The organism is Achromobacter marplatensis, assembly GCF_049060505.1.
Classification (GTDB): domain Bacteria; phylum Pseudomonadota; class Gammaproteobacteria; order Burkholderiales; family Burkholderiaceae_B; genus Achromobacter; species Achromobacter marplatensis_A.
In genome coordinates this window covers 94,444-117,515 of sequence record NZ_JBMGRB010000010.1, presented here as the reverse complement: position 1 = coordinate 117,515, position 23,072 = coordinate 94,444, and the positions used below count along the sequence as shown (strand labels likewise).

The window sequence follows — 23,072 nt, the reverse complement described above, 5'->3', positions numbered from 1 at the left end:
CCCGCGCGCCAGCCAGAAAACGGCGCGCTTCCCGTGCCTGCCCCGTGTCCCTACGCCAATCCTCGTTTTTCCTGCGCTTCCTGACGCTGGGAGCCCTTGCCCACGTCTATGTCGGCGCCCGGCTGATTCCCGACGCGTTGCTCAGCAACGCAGGGGCGGCCGCCGCTACGATCGCGCTGATCCTCTCTTGCATCTTGATCCCGTTGGGGATGCTGGGTCGTTCGTCCGTGCATCCGCCCTGGGGGGACCGCATCGCGTGGGTCGGCCTGATCGCGATGGGGCTGTTTTCATCGCTGTTCGTCTTGACGGTGATCCGCGACGCCGCGCTGCTGCTGGTTTGGCTTGCCGATGTGGCGACCGGCGCCGCCTTGCCCTGGATGCGAATTCGCGGCGTCAGCGCCTGGGCCGTTATCGCTCTGGCCGTGGCCGGCACGTTGATCGGGTTCTACAACGCGCGCCGACGGGCGCAGGTGGTCAACGTGGACGTGCCGATTCCAGGCCTGCCACAAGCGCTGGACGGCTTCACGATCGCGCAGATCAGCGACATCCATGTTGGCCCCACGATCAAAAAACACTACGTGCAGGCCATCGTTGATGCGGTCAATGCGCTGGAGCCGGACATGATCGCCATCACCGGCGACGTGGTCGACGGCAGCGTCGAGCACCTGGCGGCGCAAGCCAGCCCGCTGGGCACGTTGCGCGCGCCTTACGGCGTCTATCTGGTCACCGGCAACCATGAATACTATTCGGGCGCCGCACCCTGGGTCGCGGAGTTCCGCCGCTTGGGGCTGCGCGTGCTGATGAACGAGCACGCGGTGATCCACCCATCGGGCATGCCCGTTGTCGTGGCCGGCGTAACGGACTACAGCGCGGGCGCGTTCGACCCGCAGCAGCGCAGCAACCCAAAGGCCGCGCTGGCCGGCGCGCCGGCGGATGCCTGCGCCAGAATCCTGCTGGCGCATCAGCCCCGCAGCGCCGCAGCCGCTGAACCGCTGGGCTATCACTTGCAGCTGTCTGGCCATACCCATGGGGGGCAGTTCTTTCCGTGGGGATTTTTTGTGCGTTTTCAGCAGCCGTTCACGGCGGGCCTGCACCGCTTGGGCAAAATGTGGGTGTACACCAGCCGGGGCACAGGCTACTGGGGGCCGCCCAAGCGGCTGGGTGCGCCGTCGGAAATCACGCGGCTGCGCCTGCGCGCCGCGCCGATGCGCGGCTAACGCCTTACGCGCCCACCTCGGGCGTGGTGTCCGGCAGCGGCCCGCGTTCCAGATAGCTGGTCAGCGCGATATCGCTGGTGGTGTTCGTGATGCCGTCGATCTTGTGGATGCGCGCCAGCAATAGCTCCAGCGCCTGGGTGTCGCGCACGCGCACCTTCAACAACATGGCGCTTTTTCCCGTGATCGTGTGGATCTCTTCCACTTCGGTCAATTCCGCCAACCCCAGCACCTGTTGCGTGATGCTCCAGTTGTTGGTGTCCACGTGTACGAACGCCAGCAGTGGGCGGCCGATCCGGGCGCCGTCCAGCTTGGCCGCGATGCCCTTGATCAAGCCGTCGCGCTTAAGCCGCTTGACCCGTTCGTGCACCGCCGGCGCGGAAAGGTTCAGCATTTTGCCTAATTCGGCATAACTCGGCGTGGCGTCGTCGGCCAGCAGCGTTAATAGTTTTCGGTCGCGGTCGTCCAGGTCTGGCATCGGAATCAGGTTCTGCCTTACGGCATTCGAACTTTTATGGAATAAGGAAAAATCAGCGTTAACCCTTATTTTATTCCAATAAAATTCCCGGCATGCAGAATCGTAGCAATCGCAACACCCGCACGCCCTCTTCCGTCCCCGCATTGATGTTCGCCGTCAGCGTCGTCGGCTCGAATGGTCTGGCGCTTAGCCCCATCTTGAGCGATGTCGCGCGTTCATTCTCGACGTCGGCCCTGACCATCAGCACCGCCATCTCGGCTTATGGCGCTGCCACCGCTGCCAGCGCGTTCTTCCTGGCCGCGCGCATCGACCGCATCGGCATCCGCCGCGCCTTGCTGGGCGCGATGGTCGCATTGATCGCCGCCCTGGCCCTGTCCGCCAGCGCGCCGCACTGGATCGTGCTGACCCTGGCGCAAGCCCTGGCCGGCGCTGCCGCTGGCGTCATTCTGCCCGCGGCCTATGGCTCGGCCTCGTTGGTCGCGCCGCCCGGCCACGAAGCGCGCACCCTGGGCCGCGTCATTGCCGGCTGGTCGGTGTCTTTGGTGGCCGGCGTGCCGCTGTCCGCGCTGATTTCCGACGCCGTGGGGTGGCGCGCCACCTATGGCGTCCTGGCCCTGTGCGCCGCGATCGCCCTGATGGGTCTGCGCAAGCTGCCGGAACGCCGCGCGGAAAACCCGGCGCCGCTACGCCTGTCGCGCTTGCTGGTGCCCTTGTCTTACCGCGATGTGCCCATTCTGCTGCTGGGCTGCCTGGCATTCTCGTCGGCCTTCTACGGCATGTACGCCTTCCTGGCGGACCATGTCCGCACCTTGCTGGGTTTGTCCGCAGGTCAGGTCGGCTTCATTGCGTTCGCCTATGGCGCCGGGTTTCTGGTGGCGGGCATCGCGGGCGCGCCGCTCATCGAGCGGTTGGGACCGCGCCGCGCCTTGCCGCTGGCGTTGGGTGTGATCGCGCTGGTCTATCTGGCGTTGCTGCCCGCTGCGCATGCGCTGGCCGCCGTGCTGATCATCGCGGCGTTGTGGGGCGCCGCGTCGCAACTGAGCCTGAACCTGCTGGTGCTGCTGTTGGCGCGGGCACGCCCGGAAGAACGCGGCGCGGTGCTGGGCCTGAACACCTGCATCACCTATTTGGGCGCCAGCGTGGGCACGGCCATCGCCGGCACGCTGTATACGCACGCCGGGTTCGACACCTTGGGGCTATGCGCGTCAGCGGCCGTCGGCGCGGCCGCCGTCGGCCTGCACTGGCGCTTGAACGGCCGCCGCGCCACGCGCGGCGAAGCCACGGCCTGAACGCCGCGCGGGATTACCAGGGAAAACTGATCAGGTCGCCGTACAGACGTTTCAGCGTGCTTTTGACTTCCGGCGAATTCTGATAAATGGCAATGAACTTCAGCAGCCGCGGGTCCTGCGCCTTGTCGGGCGTGGTCACCCAACGGATCGCGTAGCGGCGGATGCTGGCGGAATCGGTATTGTCGAACGCCAAGCCATCCTTCTCATTCAACCCCGCCTGTTTGGCGAACGTGGTGTAGGTTACCGAGGCCGTCACATCGTCGAACGTGCGTGCCGATTGCGAGCCTTCGATCTGCACGAACTTCACTTTCTTGGGGTTGTGCACGACGTCTTCCAGCGTGGCCTGATGCGCCACGCCCGGTTTCAGCTTGATCAACCCGATCGACTCCAGCAGCAGCAAGGCCCGCCCGGTGTTCACAGGGTCGTTGGGCACCGCGATGGTCGCCCCGTCCGGCACCGTGTCGCCCTTTTTCAGTTTCTTCGAAAACAGGCCGATCGTGGTCGAATAACCATAAGCAATGGGCATCAGATTCGCGCCGCGCCGCTGGTTGAACAACTGCAGAAAGGGCTCGTGCTGGAAGAAATTCGCGTCGACCGAGCCGTCCGCCACGGCGATATTGGGCAGCACCCAATCGTTGAACTCCACCAGCTTCACGTCCAGGCCTTGTTTCTTCGCCTGTGCAATCGCCAACTCGGTCGCTTCGTTCGCCACGCTGGGAATCACGCCGATGCGCAAAGGTTTTTCTTGCGCGATGGCGGCGGCGGACGCCGCCACGCCCAGGGCCGCCACGGCCGCGCCGCGCGCCAGTTTGAAAAGCAGGTGCTTAAGAAGCATGAAGCGTATCCAGGAGTCTTGAAAAACCGGCCCCGCGCCGGCCCAGGCGTTATTGTGCAGCACCTTGCGCGCCGCCCCATGAAAGGCCATTGTCACGCAATGGCAATGCCGGCACGCCGGCACAAGCGCTAAGATGGTCGCAATCCGTCCCTCCGGAGGTCCACATGAATGCCGTGCTGACCACCCTGCCCGGCGCGCGGTCCGCCGCCCGCCGCCGCGACCAGATCGAAGACCAGCTGGGCGCGCACAACTACCATCCCCTTGATGTGGTGATTGCCCGCGGCAGCGGGATCTGGGTCTATGACGTCGATGGCCGCAGATACCTGGATTGCCTGTCGGCCTATTCCGCCGTCAACCAGGGCCACTGCCACCCCCGCATTCTGGCCGCCATGGTCGAGCAAGCGCAAAAACTCACGCTGACCTCTCGCGCGTTCCGCCACGACCAGATGGCGCCGTTCTATGAAGACCTGGCGCGGTTAACGGGCGCGCACAAGATCCTGCCGATGAATAGCGGCGCGGAAGCCGTGGAAACCGCCATCAAAGCGGTGCGCAAGTGGGGTTACGAGGTCCGTGGGGTGCCGCCGGATCAGGCTGAAATCATCGTCTGCGCCGACAACTTCCATGGCCGCACGCTGGGTATCGTGGGCTTCTCCACCGACCCGGATGCCTACGGCAGCTACGGCCCCTTCGCCCCCGGCTTCAAAGTCGTGCCTTTCGGCGATTTCCAGGCGTTTGACGCCGCCATTACGCCAAACACCGTCGCCTTCCTGGTAGAACCCATCCAGGGCGAGGCGGGCGTGGTGCTGCCGCCCGCCGGCTACTTCACCCAGGTGCGCCAACGTTGCACCGAACGCGGCATCACGCTGATCCTTGACGAGATCCAGACCGGACTGGGCCGCACGGGCAAGCTGCTGGCCGAAGAGCACGAGGGCATCGAGGCCGATGTCACGCTGATCGGCAAAGCGCTGTCAGGCGGCTTCTACCCGGTGTCCGCCGTCCTGTCCAACGCCGACGTGCTGGGCGTGTTCCAGCCGGGCCAGCATGGCAGCACCTTTGGCGGCAACCCACTCGCCTGCGCCGTGGCCCGCGCCGCCCTGCAGGTGTTGACCGACGAAGGCATGATCGACAACGCGGCGGCTGTTGGCGCTTATTTCCTTGAGCGCCTGCACGCGTTGCCCGGCCCCGTGCGCGAGGTGCGCGGCCGCGGCCTGATGCTGGCGGTGGAATTGGAGCCCGACGCCGGCGGCGCGCGCCGCTTCAGCGAACGCCTGCAGGCACGAGGCATGCTGGCCAAGGACACCCACGGCCATACGCTGCGCCTGTCGCCGCCGCTGATCATCAAGCGCGAACAAGTCGACTGGGCGTGCGACCAGCTTGCCGCGGTACTATCCGCCCCTTGAAGCACTCACCGGAGCCTGCCCCGTGCAAAACACCGCCAGCTTGCCCACTCAAATCACCCTGATCGGCGCGCCGACCGATATCGGCGCGGGCGCGCGCGGCGCGTCGATGGGCCCCGAAGCCTTGCGCGTGGCGGACCTGGGCCCCGTCATCGAAGCGCAAGGCTTTCAGGTAACGGACCGCGGCAATCTATACGGCCCCGCCAACCCGTGGCTGCCGCCGGTGGACGGCTATCGCCATCTGGAAGAAGTCACGGCGTGGAACCAGGCCGTGCACGATGCCGTCTATGCCGAACTGGCGCAAGGCCGCCTGCCCATCCTGCTGGGCGGCGACCACTGCCTGGGTATCGGGTCGATCAGCGCCGTGGCGCGCCACTGCCGCGAAACGGGTAAGAAGCTGCGCGTGCTGTGGCTGGACGCCCACGCCGATTTCAATACGAACGCGTTGACCCCCACCGGCAATGTGCATGGCATGCCGGTGGCGTGCCTGTGCGGCTATGGCCCGTCGCAGATCACCGGCATGTCCGGCCAAACGCCAGACATTGAGCCGGGCTGGGTCCGCCAGATCGGCATCCGCAGCGTGGACCAGGGCGAAAAGCAATTGGTCCACGAGGCCGGGCTGGAAGTGTTCGACATGCGCTATCTGGACGAAATGGGCATGCGCGCGACTATGGACGCCGCGCTGGCCGGCCTGGACGCCGACACGCATCTGCACGTGAGCTTCGACGTGGATTTCCTGGACCCCGAAATCGCGCCCGGCGTCGGCACGACGGTGCCCGGCGGCCCCACCTATCGCGAAGCGCAGCTATGCATGGAAATGATCGCCGACACCGGCCTGATGCGATCGCTGGACGTCGTGGAGCTGAACCCCGCGCTGGACGTGCGCAACAAGACGGCGGAACTGGCGGTGGACCTGATCGAAAGCCTGTTCGGCAAGTCCACTTTGATGCGCCGCGGCACTTGATCCGTCGCACGCCCGTGCGCTGGGCCTAGCCCGCTCACGCGCGTCGAGCCTGGCCTGCTCAAGCGCGCCGCGCCTAGCCGGCCCGCGCGCGGCGGACCGCCTCTGCCGCCGCATGCAGATGGCGCAGATTCTGCTCACGCTGTTCCCACACGCGCTGCGTCGGCCCCGCCATGCACAACGCGTACCATTCCCCGCCCAGATCCAGCGCAACCGCCAGCCCGGTCAGGTCGGCCACGCTTTCCCCCACGTTCGCCGCCCATCCTTGCGCGTGCGTCCGCTCGACCTCGGCGCGCAGGGCATCGCGCGTGACCAACGTGCGCTCGGTATGGCGCGCGTAGTCTGCCACCGCCAGTATGCTTTCCCGTTCCGCCGGCCCCAGCTGCGCCAGGATGGCGCGTGCGACCGCGCTGGTATGGATCGGCCGGCGTTCGCCCGGGCGGGCCGCATAGTGCACGGGATGGGTCGACTCCACCACGTCAAGGAACACCACGGCGCCATCCTGGATTTTGCCCAGCATCACCGTTTCGTTGGCCGCATCGCGCAAGGCGGCCAGATGCGGCCGCACATGCTCCAGCCACGGATCGCCGGTCTGTATCTGCGCGCTTAATGCGTGCAGTTTGGCGGTGGGGTAATACCCTCCGCGGCGGCGCACTTCATACAGATAGCCGCGTGCGACCAACGTGCGCACAAGCGCCAGGCAGCTGGACATCGGGGCGCCCAAGCCCTGCGCCAATTCGGTCAGCGGCATCGGCCGCCGCGTCTGCGCGAACAGCTCGATCAGTTCCAGCGTCCGCACGACAAGTTTCACTTCCATGGTGTTGTCCCGGTTCGCGCCTGTGCGGATCTGCCCTTAGAAAATAGGGAAATCTGCTAGGTAATCCACTATGTTGACATTTCATATGTGCGAACCTAAATTCTTGCACAGGAATTTCTATTCACCAATAGGAAATACATTTCAGCCGGCTGGAGAACGGGCGCCGCGACCCGCGAAACCGCGTCATCACCACAATTCCAATATTCGGCCCTTGGCGGGGCTGGGAGACAGACAGATGCGTATCAAACCCCTGCTGGCGGCCGTCGCCGCCGTGATGGCCGCGTCCGCGGCCCAAGCGCAATCGGATGTGGTTCGCCTGGGCGTGTCCAACGACCGTTCCGGCATCTATTCGGACCTGGGCGGACAAGGCTCCGAGATGGCCGTGCGGATGGCCGTCGAGGATTTCGGCGGCAAAGTGGCGGGCAAGACCGTCGAAGTGATCGGGGCCGACAACCAGAACAAGGCCGATGTGGCCTCGGCGCTGGTCCGCCGCTGGTTCGATACGCAAGGCCTTGTCGCGGTGGTGGACGGCGGCGCCAGCTCAGCCGGCCTGGCGGCCCAGGGCGTGGCCCGCGAGAAAGGCGGCACGGCGTTGATCAGCGGCGGGTTCGCCGGCGACTTCAGCGGCAAGCAATGCAGCAACCTCAGCACCCAATGGGCGCCCGACACTTACGCGCTAGCCAATGCGGTCGTGAAGAGCGTCGTGGAAAGCGGCGGCAAGTCCTGGTATTTCATCACCACCGATTACGTCTTTGGAAAATCGCTGGAAAGCAATGCCAGCCGCTTTGTGCAAAACGCGGGCGGCAAAGTCGTGGGCAGCACGCGCCACCCGCTGGGCGCCATGGACTTCGCGTCGTTCCTGGTGCAGGCGCAATCTTCCAAGGCCGACGTCGTGGGCCTGGCCAGCGCGGGCGGAGACCTCGTCAACCTGATCAAACAAGCGCAGGAATTCGGCTTGACCGGCGGCAAGCAGCGCCTGCTGACCTTCCTGACCTTCATCAACGACGTGCAAGCGATGGGCCTGCCGGTCGCCCAGGGCCTGACCTTCCCCACCGGGTTCTACTGGGATGCCGACGAAGACACCCGCGCCTGGACGCAACGCTGGCAGAAGAAGATGGGCGTCACGCGTCCGCCTTCCATCGTGCAGGCGCTTAGCTACGTCGCCACGACCCATTACCTGCAAGCCGCCCAGGCGGCCGGCACGTTCGAGGGCGCCGCGGTCAATAAGAAGATGCGCGAGTTGCCCATCACCACCAAACTGATCAAGAATGCCCGGATCCGTCCCGAGGACGGCCGCGTCATCATGGACCTGTATCTGGTTGAAGTGAAGAAACCCGCCGAGTCCAAGTACCCCGGCGACTTCTACCGTATCCTTTCAACCGTGCCTGGCGAAAAGGTATTCGTGTCGCTTGCCGATAGCGAATGTCCGCTGGTCAAGAAATAATGCCCCACGCAGTGCCCCGGCCATAAGAATCACTAAAGGAGACATCCCATGAAGTGCTATTGCGTCGTCAACTTCCGCGAACCCTTGCAGGAAATGAACCAGCCCACGCCCACCCCGCAAGGGACGCAGGTGCTGCTGAAGGTCCGCGCGGCGGGGGTTTGCCACAGCGATATCCACTTGTGGGAAGGCGGCTACGACCTGGGCCAGGGCCGCACGCTGGCGCTGAAGGATCGCGGCGTGTCGTTGCCGCTGACGATGGGCCACGAAACCGTAGGCACCGTCGTCGCGGCAGGCCCGGAGGCCTCGGGGCTTTCGGACAACCGCAACTACCTCGTCTATCCGTGGATCGGCTGCGGCAAATGCCCGTCTTGCGTGTCGGGCATGGAAAACCATTGCAGCGCCCCCGCCTGCCTGGGCGTGCACCGCGCAGGCGGCTATGCCGACCACATCGTGGTGCCGCATCCCAAGTACCTGATCGACATCGGCGAGCTGGATCCGGCGCAGATCGCGCCCTACGCCTGCTCGGGGCTGACCACCTATTCCGCCCTGAAGAAAATCGGCGCGGACATCTACCGCGAACATCCGGTCGTGATCTTTGGCGCCGGCGGCCTGGGCCTGATGAGCCTGACCTTGATCAAGGCGCTGGGCGGCGCGGGCGCAATCGTGGTCGACATCGACCCCGCCAAACGCCAGGCCGCGCTGGAAGCCGGTGCGCTGGCCGCGATCGACGGCGCCGCGCCGGATGCCGCGCAGCAGATCATCAAAGCGGCGGGCGGCAAACCCGTCCAGGCAGCGATCGACCTGGTCGGCGCGCCCGCTACCACCTCGCTCGCCTTCGACTTCCTGACCAAGGGCGGCAAACTCATCATCGTCGGGCTGTTCGGCGGCGCCTCGTCGTGGCCCATCGCGCTAATTCCAATGAAGGCCATGTCCATCATCGGCAGCTACGTTGGCAATCTGACCGAGCTGCAAGAATTGATGGAGCTGGTGCAGGCAGGCAAGGTGCCGCCGATGCCGGTCCACCGCCACGCGCTGGCCGAAGCCGACAGCGTGCTGTCCGCGCTGCGCGCCGGCAAGGTGGTCGGCCGGGCCGTGCTGACGGTCGATTGACCCCTGGCCCGCAATGGCAAGGCGCCGCGCTTGGCGCCGGGCGGGCTCAGCCCGGCCGCAAGCGCGGATCGTAGATGAACCGTTCGCGCCGGACCACGACAATATGCTCGGCGTCCGGATGCGCAGGATTGATCAGCAAATTGCAGTCGGGCACGCCGCGATACGGCACGATGGCGCTGGGCAGTTCCAGCAGCGCCGATACGCCCGACGCCACCCAGTTGTCGCCCACGGCCTGCGAGGCTTCGGCGAACGGCACCGCCTCCCAGAACGGATAGTCTTCCTGCAGTTGGCCTAGCGTCAGGGCCTGGCGGGCCTCATGGATGGCGCGCGGCACGGCAAGCTCAATCAGATAGCGGTTGGCCTGCTCGGATGCGCGGGCCGCGAAATGCACCACGGTCTCGAGCACGGCCAGCGCGACGCTGGACGACGTATATACCACCGCCGTGCCTGGGCTGTTGTAGCGGCCACCCACCGCGGCGGCGCCCGCGCCGCTTAAATCGTCGGCCCGGTACTTGCCGGCCGTCGTGCCGATGCGCCACAGCGACACGAACTCCGTCATGCGTAGACGCCGGCGGCCGCGCGCGCCAGGGTGTCTTCAACGATGCGGCTGCTGGCGTCCGAGGTCAGCAACGACAAGGGCTTGACGTTCCCCAAGGCGGGCACCGGCGTGTTCAGCCACAACACCGCTTCTTCGTCGCTGCCCAGCACTTGGCGGGCAACCCGCGCCACACGCGCAACGCGCGCCAGGCGATCGGATTCGCCCAGGGGCAGCATTTGCCCCTCGCGCGTCCACCGCGACAACGAGGCCGCCTTGACCTCGGTGATGGCCATGATTTCCGACTTGGGCACTTGCAGGAAGTCGGCGGCGTCGTCCACCATCTGCGCCGGCAACCCCCGGCGCACATCGCGCGCGATGTCACTCAGCGGGCTGTCCACCAGTTCCTGGAACAGTTGCTTGGCCCGGACCGCCGTGTGACGCGGCGGACGCTTGACGGAAGCGCCGCGTTTGTCAGCCGCTTTTCCAACGATGGCGATAGTCATGAACGCCCCAAGAAATTCCAAACAGAATTTATGATATCCCATTTGGAATGCCATTTCCAGGCCGGTTGCCCATCGGCACGCCGCCCGCCCCGGCATGCACCGAATTTGGGCATATCATAGGCGGCGTTACACACGATCACAGACAAGGAAAAGGACAAGCAATGACGGACCGGCAGCTCACGATACTCGCGGCGTTGAACCTCATGGTGGCAGTGGGCGCCGGCGCCTTCGGCGCGCATGGGTTAAAGCGCATGCTGACGCCGGAATTGCTGTCCGTCTGGCAGACGGGGGTGCTGTACCACCTGATCCACGCCATGGGCCTGTTCATCATCGCCCTGCTGGGCGCCCGGTTCGGCTCGCCGCTGCTGTCGGCGGCCGGCGTGGTCATGTTCGTGGGCATCGTGCTGTTCTCAGGCAGCCTGTACCTTCTGTCGCTGACCGGCACGCACTGGCTCGGCGCCGTCACGCCCTTGGGCGGCGTGGCGTTCCTTGCTGCGTGGGCGATGGTGGCGCTGGCCGCCTACCGCGCCCAGGGCTGACTTTTCGCGCGCCCCACACGTCCCTTATTTTCCACGGCGGCAGGAACCGCCGCCCTTGCAGGTTTCTGATGTCTTCCTCGACCGTACTACCCGCCGCCCGGGACCGCTCCGCCGCCGCAGGCATCGCCTGCGTGGTGGGCGGTATCTTCTTCCTGACGCTAAGCGACGCCAACGCCAAGTGGCTGGGCGCGCATTACAACCCGTTGCAGATCCTGTTCCTGCGCGCCTTGATCGCCTTGCCCTTCGTCATGACGCTGGCCTTGTGGCTGGGAGGCCGCCGGGTGCTGCGCACCACCCATCCGGGCCTGCACCTGACACGCGGCGCGATCAACGTGGTGTCCGCCTGTTGCTTCTATCTGGGCCTGCGGGCGCTGCCGCTGGCCGAAGCCACCGCTATCGCGTTCGCCGCGCCACTGTTCGTCACCGCGCTGTCCGTGTTGATCCTGAAAGAACGGGTGGACGGCAAGCGCTGGCTGGCCGTGCTGGCTGGTTTCGCGGGGGTGTTGATCGTCGTGCGTCCGGGCTCGGCCGCCTTCCAGCCCGCCACGCTGCTGCCGCTGACGACGGCCTTGCTGTACGCCGTCATGATGATCACGGCGCGCGGCATCAGTCGCGGCGAAGGCATGCTGACGACCACGTTCTACATCGTCCTGGGGCAACTGGTTTGCAGCGCGATCGGCCTGCCTTGGGTATGGCAGACGCCGGCGATGGAGGACCTGCCTTACTTCGGCGGCGTGGCGCTGTTCAGCACGCTGGGCCTGGCGCTGATCACGCAGGGCTTTCGCATCGGCCCGGCCTCGGTCGTCGCCCCGTTCGACTACACCGGCTTGATCTGGGCGACGATCCTGGGGTGGATTTTCTGGCGCGAAGCGCCGGACGCCTACGCCTACCTGGGTGCGCTGTTCATCGCCGGCAGCGGCGTCTACATCGCGGTGCGCGAAGCGCGAGCCAAAGGCAAACGGCGCGGCAAGGCATGACACCTTGCGGCGGGCCGGCCGTTGCGGCTATTCCGTGGGCGGCGGAAAATTCCGCCGGAGCACCCGCGCCACGTTCGGCTCCAAGGCAGCTTCACGCGCCACCGCTGTCAATGCCGGGCAGTTAGCGCCAAACCATGCCTGCCCTGGCCGCCAATGCGTCATCACGGTCACGTACAGGTCCAACGCCGAAAACCGGCGGCCCAGCATGTGGGGGGCGCCGGCCTGGCGCTCAAGCTCCTGCCACAGTTCGGCCCGACGCGTATGCACGCGCTCCCGCAGCAGGTCCGCCGCCGCGCCCTCCGTCGTCCATTGCGGCGGGTCATCGCCGTAGGTGAAGGTCGGATAGACGGCGGCGACCAGCCGCAACAACAGATTCAGGAAGTGCACGCGCTCCGGCTTGTCGGGCGGTGGCGCCAGACCCGCCTGCGGCGCCACGTCATGCAAGTGCAGGATCATCGCCGCACTTTCCGTCATGACCTCGCCGTCGGGCGTGATCAGCGTCGGCACTTGGCCCAGCGGGTTCAGATGCAGCAGCCTGTCGCGCTCCGGGCCGGGTTTCAGGTACGGCACGTCCGTCAGCGTATGCGGCACGTTGGCCAGCGCCAGCGCCATCTCGACGATGGCCGAGCCGCAGCCCGCGGATCCGATCAGTTCATACGTCTTCATCACTCACTCTCCCGATTCCGCCGGCGCGATCCGCAGCAATTGCCCGGGAGATGCGTCGGTCAGCACATAGACATATCCGTCCGGCCCCTGCCGGACATCGCGTATCCGGCTTTTGCGGTCCACCAGCAACCATTCCTGCCCCACCACCCGATTGCCATCCAGCGTCAGGCGGATCAAATTCTGATTGGCCAGCGCGCCGATGAACAACGAGTTCCGCCACGCCGGAAAGCGGTCGGCGCTATAGAAGGCCATGCCGCTGATCGCGGGAGACTTGGCCCACCAGAACAGCGGCGGCTCGGTCCCGGGCGCGGTTTCGCCCTTGGCCTCGGGGATCGACAGGCCCGAATAGTTGATGCCGTAGGTCGCCAACGGCCAACCGTAGTTCTTGCCCGGCTTGACTAGGTTGATCTCGTCGCCGCCGCGCGGGCCGTGCTCGTTTTCCCAAAGGTCGCCGGACCACGGGTTCAACGCCATTCCCTGCGGGTTGCGGTGTCCGTAAGACCAGATCTCGGGCCGCGCGCCCGCCTTGCCGGCAAAGGGATTGTCGGACGGCACCGAGCCGTCGGCTTTCAGCCTCACCACCTTGCCTTGCAGCTTGTCGAGGTCTTGCGCAGTCGGGCGTTGGTTGTTCTCGCCAAGCGCGATGAACAGATACCCCTTGCCGTCGAATACCAGGCGCGCACCGAAATGCTGGCCCGACGATAGCTTGGGGGTCTGGCGGAACAACACCTTGAAATCCTGCAGGCCCGTGGCGTCGTCGGCCAAACGTCCGCGTCCGACGACCGTGCCGCTTTTATTGCCGTCGGACTCGGCGTAAGACAAATACACATAACGATCGGTGGCGAAGTCCGGCGACAGCGCCACGTCCAGCAAGCCGCCCTGCCCCGAGGCCGCGACCTTAGGCACCCCCGAGAGCGGCTTGGATAGCCCGCCCGGCGTGCGGAGCAAGCGTAGATTGCCGGGCCGCTCGGTGATCAACATCCCGCCGTCGGGCAGGAAGGCCATGGCCCAAGGATGATCCAACCCGCCCACGACAGGCGTGACGCGGGCGGCCACTGATGGCGGCTCCTGGGCGGCGCGCGCGGGCGACGCGGCGTGGAAGGCGCCCACGACGGCCAGCAACGACGATACAAACAGGGGAATCGCGCGCGTGCTCGCGGCGGTGCGTGACTGCATGGACATCTCCGGCGCAACGGGGTTGAATGCGGGCACGGATGGCATGGCAAGATGACGCGGCCTCGGCCTCGGCCACGGTTGGCGTACCATAGCGCCCAGGGACGGGTGCCTCCCGTCCTTCCTCTCAGGAGACCCCATCACATGAAACTGTACTACATGCCCGGCGCGTGCTCGCTTGCTTCCCACATCGTCCTGGAGTGGGTCGGCAAACCTTACGAGACGCACAAGCTCAGCCGCGAGGAGCTCAAGGGTACTGACTTTCTGAAAGTGAATCCGCTGGGCGCCGTGCCCGCGCTGGTCGACGGCGATTGGACCGTGACGCAGAACGCCGCGATTCTCGAATACATCGCCGAACAGGCCCCGCAAAGCAAGCTGCTGGGCGACGGCACGGCGCGTTCGCGCGCGGAAGTGCGCCGCTGGCTGGGCTTCATCAACTCCGACATCCACAAGACGTTCGCGATGATCTTCGGCGCGTCCCGCTTCCTGAGCGACGAAGGCGCGCAGAAAGAACTGGCCGATTCGGCTTCGAAGTTGCTGACCAAGCTGTTCTCGCAGCTGGACGCGCAACTGGCCGGCAAGCCGTACCTGGCGGGCGACGCGCCCTCCATCGCCGACGCCTACCTGTATGTGGTGCTGCGCTGGGCGCATGCCAAGGGCGTCGAGCTGTCCGGCCAGGACAACCTGGCGGCATTCTTCAAGCGCATGGAAGCCGACAAGGGCGTCCAGGCCGCGCTGAAGGCCGAAGGGCTGTAACGCGAAGGCCGGCGGCGGGCGGCTTCCCCCCGCCCCGCTGCCCTGCCGATTCAGCTGTTGTCCGGCGCGGCTGGCGGCCCCGGGAACGCTGCGCCCTCCAGCGTTTTCTTCACCGCCGCCAGGAAGCGCCGCGCCAATAACGGCGGCGCGCTCAGATTCGAATGCGTGGCCCAGATCTCCACGCAGGCCGCGGGCTCGATGGGCCGCAGCACCGTCTGCGCTGCCAGGTCGGGCGCCACGCACCACGCGTCCACCAATGCCGGCCCCAACCCCTGCTGCACAAACGAACAGGCCGTCACGGGCGAGTGCACTTCGACCGCGGCGGCGCATCGCGGCCCATCGCCGAAGAACCGCTGCAACGCCCGTCCCAGCGGCGTGTCGCGCGGGTAGCCGATCCATGCAGCCGACGCGAAGTCCTCCGGGCGCACCACATCATGGCGGGCCAGCGGGTGGGACTTCGGCATCACACAGACCACCGGCACTTGCGCCAACCGGACCGATGTCAGGTTGGGATGATCGGGCGGCTGCATCGAAATGCCGATGTCCGCCTGTCCGGACAGAAAGTAAGCCGCCAGTTCGTCGAACGTGACGCTGCGGTAGTCCACCCGCGCATCCGCATTGCGCCCTCGAAACCGCTCCAACGCCATCGGAACCAGCCGTTGGCCGAAGCTGGCGCTGGCCACGATCTTCAGCATGCCCGCGCCCGACTGTCCCAAGCTGGCAGCCAGATCGTTCACACGCTGGATACCGCCATAGACCTGCTCCACCTCGGCGTACAGCCGGCGTGCCTCCGCCGTCGGCGACAGGCGGCTTTTCACGCGTTCGAACAGGCGGTATCCCAGGCGGCTCTCGGTCAGCGCCAGCACCCGGCTGATGGCGGGCTGCGACACGTGCAGCATCCGCCCCGCCCCGCTGATCGAGCCCGACATCATGATCGCCCGGAACACCTCGATCTGACGCAGATTCAAAGGCCGCCCGGCACTGGGGCCTACCTCGTCGGCATACGCATCGGCATCCAAATTTCTTCCCCTTGATCAATAACGGCGGATTATAGGATTGCCACATTTTTCGATGATGCAGCGCCGCAATGCAGGTGTAATCTGCGCCCCTGAACACAACAAAACAAGGGGAATGCCACCATGTACCGCACCGTTTTTCGCAGCTTTTCCGCGCTAGCCCTGAGCGCGTCCCTGATCGGCGCCGCCGTCGCCGGCCCCTATCCCGACAAGCCGATCACGTTCATCGTGCCGTCCGCCGCGGGCGGATCGCCCGACGTGCTGTCGCGCCTGATCACGACGCAACTGGCCCGCGACACCGGCGCCACGATGGTCGTCGAAAACCGCCCGGGCGCCGCGGGCAATATCGGCATTGCACTGGTCAAGCGCGCCGCGGCCGATGGCTACACCGTAGGCTACGGCAACATCAACACGCTAGCCGTGAACCGCTCGCTGTTCAAGCGCCTGCCCTACGACGTGGACCAGGACCTGACGCCGGTCGCCCACCTGTTTGACCTGTACAACGCATTGATCGTGCCGGCCGATTCCCCGGTCAAGAGCGTGCAGGACCTGATCGACCTGGCTCGCAAGCAGCCTGGCCGCCTGTCCTACGGCGCCTCGGGCGTCGGCACCACCGGCCACATGGGCGGCGAGCTATTCAAAAGCATGGCCAAACTGGACGTGATGTTCATCCCGTACAACGGCGGCCCCGCCGCCATCCAGGACCTGCTGGGCGGCCGCCTGGACTACCTGTTCGTGAACACCTCGGAAGCGACGCCCCTGGTCAAGAGCGGCAAGGTTCGCGCCATCGGCGTCAGCAGCCTGAAACGCCTGCCCTTGATGCCCGACGTGCCGACGCTGGACGAATCTGGCCTGAAGGGCTATGAAACGGTCGCGTGGGGCGGCGTGGTGGCGCCCAAGGGCACGCCCGCCGAGGTGGTGGCCACGCTGAATGCCGCCATCCAGAAAGCCCTTCAGGCGCCCGAGGTGCGCACCGGCCTGGCCACGCTTGGCGCGGTGCCGGCTGCGGGTTCGCCCGATGACTTCAAGCAGCTGATCGATCGTGAAACGGTCAAGTGGCAGAAGATCATCGACAACGCCGGCATCGAAAAACTGGACTAAGCAGCCTTATGACGGATCGCACTTTGCAGGCCGATTTCATCGTCGCGGGCGCCACGCTTATCGATGGCTCGGGCGGCCCCGCGCGCCAGGCGGACCTGGCCGTGCTGGGCGACCGCATCGTCGCCGTGGGCCGCTTCGTCCACCCGGACGGGGTGCCGGTGATCGACGGACGGGGCAAGGCCCTGGCACCGGGCTTCATCGATTCGCACACCCACGACGACGGCTACCTGCTGGCGCATCCGGACATGTTGCCCAAGGTGTCGCAAGGCATCACCACGGTCGTCACCGGCAATTGCGGGATCAGCCTGGCGCCGCTTGAGCGCGACGCGATCCCGCAGCCGCTCGACCTGCTGGGTCCGCCCGAACTGTTCCGCTTCGGCACGTTCCGGGCCTGGATGGACGCGCTGCGCACCACGCCGGCCGCCGTGAATGTGATCCCGCTCGTGGGGCACACGACGCTGCGTGTCGCCGTGATGGACGATACGTCGCGTGCCGCCGACGACAGCGAACGCGCCGCGATGCGCGGTTTGATGCAAGAGGCGTTGGAGGCCGGCGCCTTCGGCGTCTCCACCGGCACGTTCTATCCACCGGCCAGCGCCGCGCCCACCGACGAGATCATCGACGTCTGCCGGCCGCTGAAGGACGTTCGGGAATCGGGCCGGGTCGGCCTGTACGCCACCCACCTGCGCGACGAAGCCGACGACATCGTTCCCGCCATGGAAGAAGCGTTGCTGATTGGCCGCGAACTCGGCTGCCGCGTGGTGTTCTCGCACCACAAGCTGGCCGGCGAACGCAATCATGGCCGCTCCCGCGAAACCCTGGACCTGATCAGCCGCGCGGCGGCCAGCCAGCCGGTATGCCTGGACTGCCACCCTTATCCGGCCACGTCCACGATGCTACGCCTGGACCGGGCACGGCTGGCCAGCCGCACGATGATCACCTGGTCCAAGGGCTACCCTGAGGCCACCGGCCGCGATTTCAGCGAAGTCATGCAAGCGCTTGGCCTGGATGACGAGGCCGCCGTCGCGCGCCTGGCCCCCGCCGGCGCAATCTACTTCCTGATGGACGCCGCCGACGTCAACCGCATCTTCGCGCACCCGTTGACGATGGTCGGGTCGGACGGCCTGCCCTTCGATCCGCATCCGCACCCCCGCCAATGGGGCACATTCACCAATGTTCTGCGCACGATGGTGCGCGAACAGCAGTTGCTGTCGCTAGAGGCCGCCATCCACAAGATGACGGGCCTGGCGGCAGACCAATATGGCATCGCCAAGCGTGGACTGCTGCACGAGGGTTATCATGCAGACTTGGTGCTGTTCGATCCCGCCACGGTGACAGATGTGGCCACTTTTTCAGCTCCCATTCAGGCAAGCCAAGGCATCCACGCGGTATGGGTCAATGGCAAGCAGGTGTGGGACGGGGAACGGACGGGCGCCGAACGCCCGGGCCAGGTCCTGACGCCCGGCGACGCATTACCTCGGAGTTTATAAAGTGAAGACGTTTTCCCCAGGCTGCTACCTGGGTGTATTGGGCGGCATGGGCCCGATGGCCGGCGCGGCCTTTGCCCTACGCCTGGCGGCGCTGACGCCCGCCGCGATTGACCAGCAACACATCCCCACCTTGTTGCGCAACGATCCCCGCATTCCCGACCGTTCCAGCGCCTACATGGCCGGCGGCGAAAGCCCCCTTCCCTATATGGTCGACGGCGTGCGTTTCCTGGAGGCCTCGGGCGCGCAGTTGATCGCCATCCCCTGCAACACGGCCCACCTCTGGTATGACGAGATCGCCGCGTCCACCGGTCTGCCGGTGCTGCACATCATCCAGGCGGTCATCGACGACCTGCGCCGGCTGGGGCTGCCCCGCGGCCGCATCGGCCTGATGGGCACCGCGGCCACCCTGAAGCTCGGGCTGTACCAGAAGCACTTGGAAGCCCAGGGCTACGAGTGCATCGTGCCGGACGACGACGACGTCGAACGCTACTGCATGGCCTCCATCCGCGCCGTCAAAGGCAATCAGCTGGAAGCCGCGTTCGCGCCGGCCGCCGAGTGCATCGCGCGTCTGAAGGCCCGCGGCGCCGATGCCGTGGTGCTTGGTTGCACCGAACTGCCCCTGGCCGTGCCGCACGCGCTGCGCCCGAGCCTGGGCGTGACGCTCACCGATTCGATCGACGCGCTGGCCCGCGCCGCGATTGCGCACTATGAAGCCGACTTGGCGAAGCAATTGATTGCAGCGTGATGGGTTGCGCGCGCTGAAGGCCAAGCCCGTTCGCAGGTCCGTCTCGCGCTCCACCCATCCTACGAATGCAGGCCGTGCCACACACCATGCCCTGCGGGCATCGCGTCACGGGCGTCACTTCACGGGCATCGCGTCACGGGCGTCGCTTCACGGGCGTCGCGTCACGGGCGTCGCTTCACGGGCTTCGCCAGGTAGGATGGGTGAAGCGCGAGGCGCCGTCCACAAGAACCCCGAATCCGCGCGCGCGAAACCCATCACGCCCTCCGCAAAAAAAAGGCGCATCTTTCGATGCGCCGAATTTCCCTTCGCGGGGAATGTCGATCCGACCTCAGCCGCCCAGGTAAGCCTTGCGGACTTGATCGTTGACCAGCAAATTGGCGCCCGTGTCCTGCAGCACGACACGGCCGTTCTCCAGCACATAGCCTCGATCGGCCACGCCCAGCGCCTTGTTCGCGTTCTGCTCCACCAGGAACACCGTCACGCCTTGTTCGCGGATCTCGCGGATGATGTCGAAGATCTGCGCGATCACCAGCGGTGCCAGGCCCAGCGTCGGCTCGTCCAGCAACAGCAGGCGCGGACGCGTCATCAGGGCCCGGCCGATGGCCAGCATCTGCTGTTCGCCGCCCGACATCAGGCCGGCGCGCTGCGTGGAACGTTCTTTCAACCGCGGGAACAAGCCGTAGACGTGCTCGATGCCCGCCTCGATTTCCGAGCGCTTCGAAAAGAAGCCGCCCATCATCAGATTTTCAGCGACCGTCAAATCCTTGAAGACGCGGCGCCCTTCCGGCGAAATGGCGATGCCATTGCGCATGATGTGGTGCGTGTCCTTGTGGGTGATGTCCTCGCCTTCGAACGTGATCTTGCCTTCGCGCGCCCGGGGGTTTCCGCAGACCGTCATCAGCAGCGTTGTCTTGCCGGCGCCGTTGGCCCCGATCAAGGTCACGATTTCGCCTTTATTGACGTCCACCGACACCCCGTTCAACGCCTGGATGGCGCCGTAGTAGGTGTGTATGTTTTCCAGCTTAAGCATCATTCCTCCCCCAGGTACGCCTTGATGACGCGCTCGTCGTTGCGCACCTGCTCGGGGGTGCCGGTAGTGATGGGCTTGCCGTGCTCCATGACGAGGATACGGTCGGAAATGCCCATGATCAGGCTCATGTCGTGCTCGATCAGCAGCACCGCGACGCCGAACTCGCGCCGCAGTTGGTCGATGAGCGATTGCAGATCGCGCTTTTCCTGGGGGTTCAGGCCGGCGGCCGGCTCGTCCAGCATCAGCAGGCGCGGCTTGGTGATCATGCATCGCGCGATCTCCAGGCGGCGCTGGTGGCCATATGCCAGGTTGCCCGCTTCGCGGTTGGCGAACTCGCGCAGCCCCATGAAGTCCAGCCATTGCGCGGCGCGCGACAGCGCGTCGGCTTCGGACTGGCGGTAGCCCTTCAGCTTCAACAAGCCCGGCAGCAACCGCGATTCCACCTGGGTGTGTTGCGCCACCAGCAGGTTCTCAAGCACGGTCAGCTGCTTGAACAGCCGCACGTTCTGGAACGTGCGCACCAGTCCATGGCGCGCAACCTTGTGGCTGGGCAAGCCGGTGATCGGCTTGCCGTCCATGATGATGTCGCCGGCAGTCGGCGCATAAAAGCCGCCGACGCAGTTGAACACCGTGGTCTTGCCGGCGCCGTTGGGGCCGATGATGGCGAACACCTCGTCGGATTTGACTTCGAACGCCACGCTATCGACGGCCAGCAGGCCGCCGAACCGCATGGTGAGCCCGGATACTTTCAGCAATGCCTCGCTCATTTAGACAGCTCCACGTGGGGACGCTTCATGGGCAACAACCCCTGCGGACGCCACATCATCATCAACACCATCACCAGACCGAACATCAGCATCCGGTATTCGGCGAATTCCCGCGCCAGCTCAGGCAACACCGTCAGCAGCACGGCCGCCAGGATCACGCCCACCTGCGAGCCCATGCCGCCCAACACCACAATGGCCAGGATCAGCGCCGATTCGATGAAGGTAAACGACTCCGGGTTCACCATGCCTTGGCGCGCCGCGAAGAACGCGCCGCCGAAACCGGCGAAGGTGGCGCCCAGCGTGAACGCGGACAGCTTGATGCGCGTGGGGTTCAGCCCCAGCGACCGGCACGCGATTTCGTCTTCGCGCAGTGCTTCCCACGCGCGGCCGACCGGCATACGGATCAGTCGCGTCGAAACGAACAGGGTGATCAACGCCAGCAGCAGCGCCATCATGTACAGATAGATCACCATGTGCTGGTTCTGGAACGTCAGGCCGAAGAAGTCATGGAACGTCGTGCCGCCTTCCGTGCTGGCGCGGCGCGTCATTTCCAGGCCAAAGACCGTGGGCTTCGGGATCCCCGAGATGCCGTCCGGCCCGCCGGTCAGCGTGTTCAGGTTGATCAGCAGCAGGCGGATCATTTCACCGAACCCGAGCGTCACGATGGCCAGGTAGTCGCCCCGCAGGCGCAACACGGGAAAGCCCAGCACAAAGCCGAACAACGCCGCCATCGCGCCCGAAAACGGCAGCGCTTCCCAGAAGCTCCAGCCGCCCCAGTGGTACAGCAAGGCGTAGGTGTAGGCGCCCACGGCGTAGAAGCCGACGAAACCCAGATCCAGCAGGCCCGCGAACCCCACGACGATATTCAGGCCCAGCCCCAACATCACGTAGATCAGCACCAGCGTGGCGATGTCGACCGAACTGCGGCCCGCGAAAAATGGCCAAACGACCGCGATCGCCAGAAGCAGCAGCGCCAGCCCCTTGTGGCTCTTGGCGGGTGCCGACGGCAAGGTCGGCAGCGACGTCTTCAGCTTCTTGAACGGCGCGGCGATCCACGGACGCAGCATCTGGAACAGAAACACGACGGCCGCGGCAAGCGCCACCAGCCCCCAGTGCGATTCCATCGAAGTGCGCGCGCCCTGGCGGATCAGTTGCAGGCCAAACACCGGCGTAACGATGACTGCCGTCAACACGGCCGCCATCGTGGCGTTTTTAAGATTATTTTTCGACATCAGACTTTTTCCACCTCAGGTTTGCCCAGCAGCCCGGTGGGACGGAACAACAGAATCAGGACCAGCAGCGAGAACGCCACGATGTCCTTGTACTGTGACGAGATATACGCAGCCGCGAAGGTCTCGGCCAAGCCCAGCAGCACGCCGCCCAGCATGGCGCCGGGAATGCTGCCAATGCCGCCCAGCACCGCCGCTGTAAAGGCCTTGATGCCGGCCAGGAAGCCGATGAAGGGATTCAGTTTGCCGATGGTGATGGCGATCAGCACGCCGCCCACCGCCGCCAGGATCGCGCCCATCACGAACGTGAATGAGATCACGCGGTTGGTGTCGATGCCCAACAGATTGGCCATGTGCATATCCTGCGAGCAGGCGCGCGAGGCGCGTCCCATGCGGGAATACTTGATGAACAGTGTCAGCCCGATCATCAGCACGACGGTCACGACGATGATCATGATGCGTGAATACGGCACCGTCACGTCGAAATCGGATCCCATGTGAAACTGCACGGCGCCCGATACCAGCGAAGGCACCGCCATGTCGCGGGCGCCTTGGCCCAGCGCGACCCAGTTTTGCAGGAAGATCGACATGCCGATCGCCGAGATCAGCGCCACCAGGCGGGGGCTGCCTCGCACGGGCCGGTACGCCACGCGTTCGACGGAAAAGCCGTAGATGCCGGTCACGGTGATCGCGACAAGCAGCATGGCCGCGATGATGAATGGCATCGGCAGGCCGCTATTGGTGCCGATGGACGTCAACGTGACCAGGCCGACATAGGCGCCGATCATATAGATTTCGCCGTGAGCGAAGTTGATCATACCGATGATGCCGTAGACCATTGTGTAGCCGATGGCAATCAACGCATAGATCGCGCCCAGAGACAATCCATTGAAGAATTGCTGGGTAAGTTGGGGTATGAGGTCGGACATTATTTCTCTTGCTCCAAATGGTTCCGGCCCCGGTAGCGAGACCCGGAGCCGGAAACCTGGGCGTATTT

24 protein-coding genes are annotated in these 23,072 nt (G+C 65.5%); 12 read left to right on the top strand and 12 right to left on the bottom strand.

Annotation, left to right across the window (positions count from 1 at the left end):
* The first annotated feature begins 44 nt into the window (after positions 1-44).
* Positions 45-1,217 carry a metallophosphoesterase gene (locus tag ACI0FO_RS23330; protein ID WP_416030581.1) on the top strand — a complete coding sequence of 391 codons (1,173 nt, stop codon included), beginning with the start codon at positions 45-47 and terminating at the stop codon, positions 1,215-1,217.
* 4 nt (positions 1,218-1,221) lie between these two features.
* On the opposite strand, the gene ACI0FO_RS23325 is transcribed toward ACI0FO_RS23330, so the two are convergent.
* The gene (locus ACI0FO_RS23325) at positions 1,222-1,692 is read right to left on the bottom strand and encodes an Lrp/AsnC family transcriptional regulator (RefSeq protein ID WP_416030580.1); all 471 of its coding nucleotides are present in this window, start codon (positions 1,690-1,692) and stop codon (positions 1,222-1,224) included.
* Between the two features lie 92 nt (positions 1,693-1,784).
* Between ACI0FO_RS23325 and ACI0FO_RS23320 the strand changes: the two genes are divergently transcribed.
* Positions 1,785-2,981, top strand: coding sequence for an MFS transporter (locus ACI0FO_RS23320; RefSeq protein ID WP_416030578.1), 1,197 nt, complete (start codon positions 1,785-1,787; stop codon positions 2,979-2,981).
* Between the two features lie 13 nt (positions 2,982-2,994).
* Here ACI0FO_RS23320 and ACI0FO_RS23315 read toward each other — a convergent pair whose 3' ends face one another.
* Positions 2,995-3,816 carry a MetQ/NlpA family ABC transporter substrate-binding protein gene (locus ACI0FO_RS23315; protein ID WP_416030576.1) on the bottom strand — a complete coding sequence of 274 codons (822 nt, stop codon included), beginning with the start codon at positions 3,814-3,816 and terminating at the stop codon, positions 2,995-2,997.
* Positions 3,817-3,980: 164 nt separating this feature from the next.
* On the opposite strand from ACI0FO_RS23315, the gene rocD reads away from it, so the two are divergent.
* On the top strand, positions 3,981-5,216 hold the full coding sequence (gene rocD, locus ACI0FO_RS23310) for an ornithine--oxo-acid transaminase (protein ID WP_416030574.1): 1,236 nt from the start codon (positions 3,981-3,983) through the stop codon (positions 5,214-5,216).
* Positions 5,217-5,238: 22 nt separating this feature from the next.
* A complete protein-coding gene (gene rocF / locus ACI0FO_RS23305) occupies positions 5,239-6,177 on the top strand; it encodes an arginase (RefSeq protein ID WP_416030573.1) in 939 nt (312 codons plus the stop codon).
* Positions 6,178-6,250: 73 nt separating this feature from the next.
* Here the strand turns inward: rocF and ACI0FO_RS23300 are convergent, their stop codons facing one another.
* Positions 6,251-6,991 (bottom strand): IclR family transcriptional regulator, encoded by a 741-nt coding sequence (locus ACI0FO_RS23300; protein WP_416030572.1) that lies wholly within the window; start codon positions 6,989-6,991, stop codon positions 6,251-6,253.
* Between the two features lie 235 nt (positions 6,992-7,226).
* Between ACI0FO_RS23300 and ACI0FO_RS23295 the strand changes: the two genes are divergently transcribed.
* Positions 7,227-8,435: an ABC transporter substrate-binding protein gene (locus ACI0FO_RS23295; protein WP_416030570.1), complete on the top strand. Its 1,209-nt coding sequence runs from the start codon at positions 7,227-7,229 to the stop codon at positions 8,433-8,435.
* 48 nt (positions 8,436-8,483) lie between these two features.
* Positions 8,484-9,545: an alcohol dehydrogenase gene (locus ACI0FO_RS23290; protein ID WP_416030568.1), complete on the top strand. Its 1,062-nt coding sequence runs from the start codon at positions 8,484-8,486 to the stop codon at positions 9,543-9,545.
* Positions 9,546-9,591: 46 nt separating this feature from the next.
* Here the strand turns inward: ACI0FO_RS23290 and ACI0FO_RS23285 are convergent, their stop codons facing one another.
* The gene (locus tag ACI0FO_RS23285; RefSeq protein WP_105558182.1) at positions 9,592-10,104 is read right to left on the bottom strand and encodes an RES family NAD+ phosphorylase; all 513 of its coding nucleotides are present in this window, start codon (positions 10,102-10,104) and stop codon (positions 9,592-9,594) included.
* Positions 10,101-10,586 carry a type II toxin-antitoxin system Xre/ParS family antitoxin gene (gene parS / locus ACI0FO_RS23280; protein ID WP_105558183.1) on the bottom strand — a complete coding sequence of 162 codons (486 nt, stop codon included), beginning with the start codon at positions 10,584-10,586 and terminating at the stop codon, positions 10,101-10,103. Before parS ends, ACI0FO_RS23285 begins: the two co-directional genes overlap by 4 nt.
* Positions 10,587-10,747: 161 nt before the next feature.
* Between parS and ACI0FO_RS23275 the strand changes: the two genes are divergently transcribed.
* Complete coding sequence (locus tag ACI0FO_RS23275; protein WP_416030566.1) at positions 10,748-11,125, top strand: DUF423 domain-containing protein; 378 nt, start codon at positions 10,748-10,750, stop codon at positions 11,123-11,125.
* 68 nt (positions 11,126-11,193) lie between these two features.
* The gene (locus ACI0FO_RS23270; RefSeq protein WP_416030564.1) at positions 11,194-12,102 is read left to right on the top strand and encodes a DMT family transporter; all 909 of its coding nucleotides are present in this window, start codon (positions 11,194-11,196) and stop codon (positions 12,100-12,102) included.
* Between the two features lie 27 nt (positions 12,103-12,129).
* On the opposite strand, the gene ACI0FO_RS23265 is transcribed toward ACI0FO_RS23270, so the two are convergent.
* Both ACI0FO_RS23265 and ACI0FO_RS23260 read right to left on the bottom strand, forming a co-directional pair.
* Positions 12,130-12,768, bottom strand: a complete 639-nt coding sequence (locus ACI0FO_RS23265; protein WP_416030562.1) for a glutathione S-transferase family protein — start codon at positions 12,766-12,768, stop codon at positions 12,130-12,132.
* 3 nt (positions 12,769-12,771) lie between these two features.
* Positions 12,772-13,944 (bottom strand): PQQ-dependent sugar dehydrogenase, encoded by a 1,173-nt coding sequence (locus ACI0FO_RS23260; protein WP_416030560.1) that lies wholly within the window; start codon positions 13,942-13,944, stop codon positions 12,772-12,774.
* A 141-nt stretch (positions 13,945-14,085) separates the two neighbouring features.
* On the opposite strand from ACI0FO_RS23260, the gene ACI0FO_RS23255 reads away from it, so the two are divergent.
* Positions 14,086-14,697: a glutathione S-transferase family protein gene (locus ACI0FO_RS23255; protein ID WP_416030558.1), complete on the top strand. Its 612-nt coding sequence runs from the start codon at positions 14,086-14,088 to the stop codon at positions 14,695-14,697.
* A gap of 50 nt (positions 14,698-14,747) precedes the next feature.
* On the opposite strand, the gene ACI0FO_RS23250 is transcribed toward ACI0FO_RS23255, so the two are convergent.
* Positions 14,748-15,716 (bottom strand): LysR family transcriptional regulator, encoded by a 969-nt coding sequence (locus ACI0FO_RS23250; protein ID WP_416030556.1) that lies wholly within the window; start codon positions 15,714-15,716, stop codon positions 14,748-14,750.
* Positions 15,717-15,836: 120 nt separating this feature from the next.
* On the opposite strand from ACI0FO_RS23250, the gene ACI0FO_RS23245 reads away from it, so the two are divergent.
* The 3 genes from ACI0FO_RS23245 to ACI0FO_RS23235 are packed head-to-tail and all read left to right on the top strand — an operon-like array spanning position 15,837 to position 19,049.
* The gene (locus tag ACI0FO_RS23245; protein WP_416030554.1) at positions 15,837-16,814 is read left to right on the top strand and encodes a Bug family tripartite tricarboxylate transporter substrate binding protein; all 978 of its coding nucleotides are present in this window, start codon (positions 15,837-15,839) and stop codon (positions 16,812-16,814) included.
* An 8-nt stretch (positions 16,815-16,822) separates the two neighbouring features.
* Positions 16,823-18,304 (top strand): N-acyl-D-amino-acid deacylase family protein, encoded by a 1,482-nt coding sequence (locus ACI0FO_RS23240; protein ID WP_416030552.1) that lies wholly within the window; start codon positions 16,823-16,825, stop codon positions 18,302-18,304.
* A 1-nt stretch (position 18,305) separates the two neighbouring features.
* Positions 18,306-19,049: an aspartate/glutamate racemase family protein gene (locus ACI0FO_RS23235; RefSeq protein WP_416030550.1), complete on the top strand. Its 744-nt coding sequence runs from the start codon at positions 18,306-18,308 to the stop codon at positions 19,047-19,049.
* Between the two features lie 328 nt (positions 19,050-19,377).
* On the opposite strand, the gene ACI0FO_RS23230 is transcribed toward ACI0FO_RS23235, so the two are convergent.
* Genes ACI0FO_RS23230 through livH form a run of 4 tightly spaced genes read right to left on the bottom strand, consistent with a single transcriptional unit; the run spans position 19,378 to position 23,004 of the window.
* Entirely contained in the window at positions 19,378-20,079 is a 702-nt protein-coding gene (locus ACI0FO_RS23230) for an ABC transporter ATP-binding protein (RefSeq protein WP_416030916.1), read from the bottom strand.
* Positions 20,079-20,846, bottom strand: a complete 768-nt coding sequence (gene livG / locus ACI0FO_RS23225) for a high-affinity branched-chain amino acid ABC transporter ATP-binding protein LivG (RefSeq protein ID WP_310028409.1) — start codon at positions 20,844-20,846, stop codon at positions 20,079-20,081. Before livG ends, ACI0FO_RS23230 begins: the two co-directional genes overlap by 1 nt.
* The gene (locus tag ACI0FO_RS23220; protein ID WP_199196857.1) at positions 20,843-22,078 is read right to left on the bottom strand and encodes a high-affinity branched-chain amino acid ABC transporter permease LivM; all 1,236 of its coding nucleotides are present in this window, start codon (positions 22,076-22,078) and stop codon (positions 20,843-20,845) included. The genes livG and ACI0FO_RS23220 overlap by 4 nt, the downstream gene beginning before the upstream one ends.
* A complete protein-coding gene (gene livH / locus ACI0FO_RS23215) occupies positions 22,078-23,004 on the bottom strand; it encodes a high-affinity branched-chain amino acid ABC transporter permease LivH (RefSeq protein WP_105558196.1) in 927 nt (308 codons plus the stop codon). The genes ACI0FO_RS23220 and livH overlap by 1 nt, the downstream gene beginning before the upstream one ends.
* Between the last annotated feature and the right edge of the window lie 68 nt (positions 23,005-23,072).

Excerpts from the sequence above, each read along its gene's own strand:
- ACI0FO_RS23255 (WP_416030558.1), top strand. The coding sequence starts at position 14,086 with ATGAAACTGTACTACATGCCCGGCGCGTGCTCGCTTGCTTCCCACATC.
- ACI0FO_RS23240 (WP_416030552.1), top strand. The coding sequence starts at position 16,823 with ATGACGGATCGCACTTTGCAGGCCGATTTCATCGTCGCGGGCGCCACG.
- ACI0FO_RS23295 (WP_416030570.1), top strand. The coding sequence starts at position 7,227 with ATGCGTATCAAACCCCTGCTGGCGGCCGTCGCCGCCGTGATGGCCGCG.
- ACI0FO_RS23260 (WP_416030560.1), bottom strand. The coding sequence starts at position 13,944 with ATGCAGTCACGCACCGCCGCGAGCACGCGCGCGATTCCCCTGTTTGTA.
- ACI0FO_RS23220 (WP_199196857.1), bottom strand. The coding sequence starts at position 22,078 with ATGTCGAAAAATAATCTTAAAAACGCCACGATGGCGGCCGTGTTGACG.
- ACI0FO_RS23285 (WP_105558182.1), bottom strand. The coding sequence starts at position 10,104 with ATGACGGAGTTCGTGTCGCTGTGGCGCATCGGCACGACGGCCGGCAAG.
- ACI0FO_RS23265 (WP_416030562.1), bottom strand. The coding sequence starts at position 12,768 with ATGAAGACGTATGAACTGATCGGATCCGCGGGCTGCGGCTCGGCCATC.
- ACI0FO_RS23245 (WP_416030554.1), top strand. The coding sequence starts at position 15,837 with ATGTACCGCACCGTTTTTCGCAGCTTTTCCGCGCTAGCCCTGAGCGCG.
- ACI0FO_RS23270 (WP_416030564.1), top strand. The coding sequence starts at position 11,194 with ATGTCTTCCTCGACCGTACTACCCGCCGCCCGGGACCGCTCCGCCGCC.
- ACI0FO_RS23315 (WP_416030576.1), bottom strand. The coding sequence starts at position 3,816 with ATGCTTCTTAAGCACCTGCTTTTCAAACTGGCGCGCGGCGCGGCCGTG.
- ACI0FO_RS23290 (WP_416030568.1), top strand. The coding sequence starts at position 8,484 with ATGAAGTGCTATTGCGTCGTCAACTTCCGCGAACCCTTGCAGGAAATG.
- parS (WP_105558183.1), bottom strand. The coding sequence starts at position 10,586 with ATGACTATCGCCATCGTTGGAAAAGCGGCTGACAAACGCGGCGCTTCC.
- ACI0FO_RS23275 (WP_416030566.1), top strand. The coding sequence starts at position 10,748 with ATGACGGACCGGCAGCTCACGATACTCGCGGCGTTGAACCTCATGGTG.
- livH (WP_105558196.1), bottom strand. The coding sequence starts at position 23,004 with ATGTCCGACCTCATACCCCAACTTACCCAGCAATTCTTCAATGGATTG.
- ACI0FO_RS23300 (WP_416030572.1), bottom strand. The coding sequence starts at position 6,991 with ATGGAAGTGAAACTTGTCGTGCGGACGCTGGAACTGATCGAGCTGTTC.
- ACI0FO_RS23230 (WP_416030916.1), bottom strand. The coding sequence starts at position 20,079 with ATGCTTAAGCTGGAAAACATACACACCTACTACGGCGCCATCCAGGCG.
- ACI0FO_RS23320 (WP_416030578.1), top strand. The coding sequence starts at position 1,785 with ATGCAGAATCGTAGCAATCGCAACACCCGCACGCCCTCTTCCGTCCCC.
- rocD (WP_416030574.1), top strand. The coding sequence starts at position 3,981 with ATGAATGCCGTGCTGACCACCCTGCCCGGCGCGCGGTCCGCCGCCCGC.
- livG (WP_310028409.1), bottom strand. The coding sequence starts at position 20,846 with ATGAGCGAGGCATTGCTGAAAGTATCCGGGCTCACCATGCGGTTCGGC.
- ACI0FO_RS23325 (WP_416030580.1), bottom strand. The coding sequence starts at position 1,692 with ATGCCAGACCTGGACGACCGCGACCGAAAACTATTAACGCTGCTGGCC.